The 4,762-nt window shown below is 64.4% G+C and carries 5 protein-coding genes and 1 pseudogene; 1 reads left to right on the top strand and 5 read right to left on the bottom strand.

Annotation, left to right across the window (positions count from 1 at the left end; translation table 11 throughout):
* Positions 1-70: 70 nt before the first annotated feature.
* The 5 genes from WAW85_RS06080 to sucC all read right to left on the bottom strand — a co-directional run bounded on the left by WAW85_RS06080 (position 71) and on the right by sucC (position 4,029).
* Positions 71-721: a DUF5336 domain-containing protein gene (locus WAW85_RS06080; protein ID WP_422558738.1), complete on the bottom strand. Its 651-nt coding sequence runs from the start codon at positions 719-721 to the stop codon at positions 71-73.
* 78 nt (positions 722-799) lie between these two features.
* Positions 800-1,234 (bottom strand): RDD family protein, encoded by a 435-nt coding sequence (locus tag WAW85_RS06075; protein ID WP_422558737.1) that lies wholly within the window; start codon positions 1,232-1,234, stop codon positions 800-802.
* Positions 1,231-1,848, bottom strand: a complete 618-nt coding sequence (locus tag WAW85_RS06070; RefSeq protein WP_422558736.1) for a hypothetical protein — start codon at positions 1,846-1,848, stop codon at positions 1,231-1,233. Before WAW85_RS06070 ends, WAW85_RS06075 begins: the two co-directional genes overlap by 4 nt.
* A gap of 100 nt (positions 1,849-1,948) precedes the next feature.
* The gene (gene sucD / locus WAW85_RS06065; protein ID WP_422558735.1) at positions 1,949-2,851 is read right to left on the bottom strand and encodes a succinate--CoA ligase subunit alpha; all 903 of its coding nucleotides are present in this window, start codon (positions 2,849-2,851) and stop codon (positions 1,949-1,951) included.
* A gap of 14 nt (positions 2,852-2,865) precedes the next feature.
* On the bottom strand, positions 2,866-4,029 hold the full coding sequence (sucC, locus tag WAW85_RS06060) for an ADP-forming succinate--CoA ligase subunit beta (RefSeq protein ID WP_422558734.1): 1,164 nt from the start codon (positions 4,027-4,029) through the stop codon (positions 2,866-2,868).
* A 286-nt stretch (positions 4,030-4,315) separates the two neighbouring features.
* Here sucC and WAW85_RS06055 point away from each other — a divergent pair.
* Positions 4,316-4,762, top strand: a pseudogene (locus tag WAW85_RS06055) (hypothetical protein); the annotation flags it as partial.

Genomic DNA, 4,762 nt, shown 5'->3' with positions numbered 1-4,762 from the left:
CGCGCCGCGGCGTCGAGCAATTCGGCACGTCGAGCAGCCTTAGCCTGGCTGCGCGAAGTGGTCACCGCTACTACTTGTCGTCGGCGCGTCCGTCCAGGATCACCGCGGCACCGATCAGCGCAAGCTGCACGGAGCCGAGGATCAGCGCGATGATCGCGCCAGCGCCGAGGCTGATGAAGCTAGGGAGGGCCAGCGCGCAAGCCAGTAGCCCGAGCCACGAGAGGACGACCAGGCCGGCAACCTGCGGCAAGTACTTGCGCCACTTGGGAACCAGGAATGCGAACGAGGCGACACCCGCAGCACCCAAGAAAAGCAGGAAGTAACCCGGAGTAAAAACCATGGTCAGGAAGGCTGGAACGCCGAAATCGCCGTTCATCTCGTCGGCCCACCGCTCCGCCTTGCGCTCGATCTCCTCACCGACCGAAATCCAGGCAACGAAACCCATGAAGTAGGTGATGACACCGGCGATACCCGAACCCACGGCCAGTTTGTACGGCAGCGGCAGCTGCGTGAAGAACGACGGACCAGCGGGTTGCGCCGGGACACCGTAGGTGCCTTGCGGGTTGGGGCCGTACTGGGGCGCACCGTACGGGGCCTGCTGCGGCTGACCGTAGGTCGGGAACTGCTGGCCAGGATGGGTGCCCGGAGCTGGCGGCTGGTTGACCTGCTGGTGGCCCGGAGCGCCCGTCCAGGTTTCGCCGTAATTGGGATTCTCAGTCATAGCCGCAATTGAACCACGCAGGTCTGACGAGCCCGAGGTGTCGGCCGGATGGACGACGCCAGCGCAAATCCGGTCGGCTCAGCGATAGATCACTCGGGAGCGGACCGCGATATCCTGTACCGACCTGCGTGTCGGCGAGAAAGCGACCCAGAAGAGCCCGATCGGAAAGAACACGCAGAACGCGGAGCGGCCCAGCGCTTGCAGCGCATGCAGCCGCTTGAGCGACGTGCGCCGCACCACGCGCAACCCCATCAGGTGCTGCCCCACCGTGCGACCGAATCCGGTCCAGCAGATGGCCTGGTATGCGACGTCGAGCCCCAGATAAATGGGCACAGTGAATAGCCAGCTCGCCGTCGGCCAGTGATAATCGCTGACCCGGATGAGAAAGAGCACACCCGCGATTCCCAGGTAAAAACCAGCCATCATCACTCCGACGAACGCCAAGTCGATCATCGCGGCCAACGCCCGAGTCACCAGGCCCGCGGTCCGCGTCTCGGCGTGCACCTGGGTCATTGTTCGTCGCTCCGGGCCGAGCGACGCAGCACCCGGTTGACGAAGTCGTCGACCCGATCGTCGGCGCGTTCGCTGCCGCTGCGCACGTCGGTGATCATCTCGGTGGTCATCGAGGCACTGGCCTGCCGGACAATGCCGGTCAAGTCGATGCCATCCACGACGGTCCCCGCCACGCCGACCAGATCGGTGCGGTCGAGCATGGCGTCGAGGTCAACGCCCTCGAGCACCACGTTCAGGTCCACCCGCGCCAGCAGCGGATTGAGATCGACAGTGGCAAGCAGTGCGTTCAGATCAACTGTTTCCAGGAGCTGATTCAGGTCAACTGTCTTCAGCAATGGGTTCAGGTCGACAGTCTCCAGGAGCTGGTTCAGATCCATCCGGCGCAGCATGGCTTGCAGGTCGACGGTGGACATCACCCGATTGAGGTCGACAGCGGAGAGCACCACCGAGGTGAGGTCGGTCTGGCGCAGGTAGTCGAAGACCTCGTCGAGCACCCCTCGGATCAGCTCGCCCGGGACGGCAGCCACCGTGCGCGGGAGCGCACTGAGCTCCCGGGGAATCGCCGCGATCCACCGGAGTGGTCCGGGCTGGGTTACGCGCGCCATCTCGGTCATCGGCTCAGTATGCCTGTTGTCCCTACCGAAACGTCACAGACCCGGCGACGCCATAGAGCGTCTGCCGGGTCTGTGTGGTTACGTCTGGGACAGATGCCGCTTACAGCGTGTCGAGGATCTCGCGCGCCAGGCGGGCGGTCTCGCTCGGCGTCTTGCCGACCTTCACACCCGCGGCCTCAAGGGCCTCCTTCTTGCCCTGTGCCGTACCCGAGCTGCCGGAGACGATGGCGCCGGCGTGGCCCATGGTCTTGCCCTCGGGTGCGGTGAAGCCCGCGACATAGCCGACGACCGGCTTGGTGACGTTGGCCTTGATGTAGTCGGCTGCCCGCTCCTCGGCGTCGCCGCCGATTTCACCGATCATGACGATGACCTTGGTCTCCGGATCGGACTCGAAGGCCTCGATCGCATCGATATGCGTCGTACCGATCACCGGATCGCCGCCGATTCCGATAGCGGTGGAGAAGCCGAGGTCACGCAGCTCGTACATCATCTGGTAGGTCAGGGTTCCGGACTTGGAGACCAGTCCGATCGGTCCCTTCCCGGTGATGTTGTTCGGCGTGATGCCCACCAGTGCCTCACCGGGAGTGATGATGCCTGGGCAGTTCGGGCCGATGATGCGGGTCTTGTTGCCCTTATCGAGGTTGTACGCCCACGCATACGCCGAGTCCTGCACCGGAATGCCCTCGGTGATGACCACCAGCAGCGGGATCTCGGCGTCGACGGCCTCGATGATGGCGTCCTTGGAGAACGTCGGTGGCACAAAAGCGATCGAGGTGTCGGCCCCGGTCTTCTCCATGGCCTCAGCCACGGTCGCGAACACCGGCAGCTCGATCTCGCGGCCAGCCGCGTCGACGTGCTTGACAGTGGTGCCGGCCTTGCGCGCGTTGACGCCGCCGACGATGTTGGTTCCCGCCTTGAGCATCAGAGCGGTGTGCTTGGTGCCTTCGCCGCCGGTGATGCCCTGGACGATGACCTTGTTGTCACGATTGAGGTAGATCGACATGTTTGTGTGGCCCCTTACTTGTTCGCCAGTGCGGCGGCCTTATCGGCGCCTTCGTCCATCGACTCGGCGAGCGTCACCAGCGGGTGGTTCGCGTCCGCCAGGATCTTGCGACCCTCTTCAACGTTGTTGCCGTCCAAGCGCACCACGAGTGGCTTGGTGGCGGCGTCGCCTAGTTGCTGCAGAGCTCCGACAATGCCGTTGGCCACCGCGTCGCACGAGGTGATACCGCCGAAGACATTCACGAACACACTCTTGACCTGGTCGTCGCCCAGGATCACGTCTAGACCGGCCGCCATCACGTCAGCAGACGCGCCGCCGCCGATATCCAGGAAGTTGGCGGGCTTGACGCCGCCGTGCAGCTCGCCGGCGTAGGCGACGACGTCGAGGGTGCTCATCACCAGCCCCGCACCGTTACCGATCACACCGACCTGACCGTCGAGCTTGACGTAGTTGAGGTCGTTCTCCTTGGCCTTGAGCTCCAGGGGATCGGTGGCTTCTTTGTCTTCGAACACCGCATGGTCGGGATGCCGGAAGTCAGCGTTGCCGTCCAGGGTCACCTTGCCGTCGAGCGCGAGGATCTCGTCCTCCGGCGTACGGACCAGCGGATTGACCTCTACCAGGAGCGCGTCTTCTTCGACGAAGACCTCCCACAGCTTGGCGATGGTTACCGCCGCGGCGTCGAGGATCTCCTCCGGCAGATGGCCAGCCTTGGCGATCTCCCGGGCTTTGGCGACGTCGACGCCGACGACCGGGTCAATCGAAATCTTGGCAAGACGGTCGGGCTTAGTGGCCGCGACCTCTTCGATCTCCATGCCGCCCTCCACCGAGCACATGGCCAGGTAGTCGCGGTTGGCGCGATCGAGCAGGAACGAGATGTAGTACTCCTCGGCGATGTCCTTCGCCTCGGTGACCAGCAGTTTTTTGACGATATGGCCCTTGATGTCCAGGCCGAGGATGTTCTGCGCGTGGGTAAGGGCTTCGTCTGCGGTGGCGGCGAATTTCACGCCACCGGCCTTACCTCGACCGCCCGTCTTGACCTGGGCCTTGACCATCACGGCCTTGCCGATCTGTTGGGCGATCGCGTGCGCGTCGGCCGAAGCCTCGGCCACGGAACCCGCACTCGAAGGAACGCCGTGCTTAACGAACAATTCCTTCGCCTGGTATTCGAAGAGATCCATTCAGCTCACCATCTGATGTGTGTGTTGGAAAGATGCCCCGCGTGGGTAACGTGGGCCACAGAGAACTGTAGTCGCTTGACCTTCCCGCTCCGGCCAGTCCTGGGCGCTTGTGCAAGAAATCACTTACCCGCCGGTAGATCGAAACTGGCCGGTAGAAGGCCTGTAACCGAGATCTGTCCCCCAATCTGGGATCCACTGCTGGACAGCGCACCTCGGGCACCGCTACCGTTCATAGGGTTGATAACGGGATGGTTACAACACGTACGGCGAAATAGAGGTGACTGACGTGACGCGCAATCAGGATGGAGCGACGGCCGTCGTCGACCGCACGAACGGTTTCTTGGATGAGGTCGGCGGCCCGACGACGCGCGATATTCCCCTGCCGCCCCGCTCGGTTCGCCTCGGCCTCACGCCGCCGACGACGACTCCGCGACCGGACGGCGAGATGTCGGTCCTGCAGGCGCTCGGTATCCAGGCCAGCGAGAATCATCCGGTCGCCACGACCGTCGCCGTCCCGGCGACTGAGGAGGACGCCACCGGCGAACTCCCCCGTGTCGGCGACATTCCGGTGATCGACGAGCCCGGCGCGGCTCCGCGCACGGCGCGCGGCGAGGGCCCCTCGAACTCCCTCAAGGCACGCACCGCACTGGTGGCCATGGCCGCTGGCGCTGTCGCTGTGGCCGTCGCCAGCTCCGGCAACACCCTCGAACTGACCACCCCGATCCCCCTGGCC

The organism is Gordonia sp. (in: high G+C Gram-positive bacteria) (genome assembly GCF_049299075.1).
In the GTDB taxonomy this organism is placed as follows: Bacteria; Actinomycetota; Actinomycetes; order Mycobacteriales; family Mycobacteriaceae; genus Gordonia.
The sequence above is the reverse complement of the archived record's forward strand: the minus strand, read 5'-3'. Positions and strand labels throughout refer to the sequence as shown.

Coding starts and splice junctions, on each gene's coding strand:
- WAW85_RS06080 (WP_422558738.1), bottom strand. CDS start 721: ATGACTGAGAATCCCAATTACGGCGAAACCTGGACGGGCGCTCCGGGC.
- WAW85_RS06075 (WP_422558737.1), bottom strand. CDS start 1,234: ATGACCCAGGTGCACGCCGAGACGCGGACCGCGGGCCTGGTGACTCGG.
- WAW85_RS06070 (WP_422558736.1), bottom strand. CDS start 1,848: ATGACCGAGATGGCGCGCGTAACCCAGCCCGGACCACTCCGGTGGATC.
- sucC (WP_422558734.1), bottom strand. CDS start 4,029: ATGGATCTCTTCGAATACCAGGCGAAGGAATTGTTCGTTAAGCACGGC.
- sucD (WP_422558735.1), bottom strand. CDS start 2,851: ATGTCGATCTACCTCAATCGTGACAACAAGGTCATCGTCCAGGGCATC.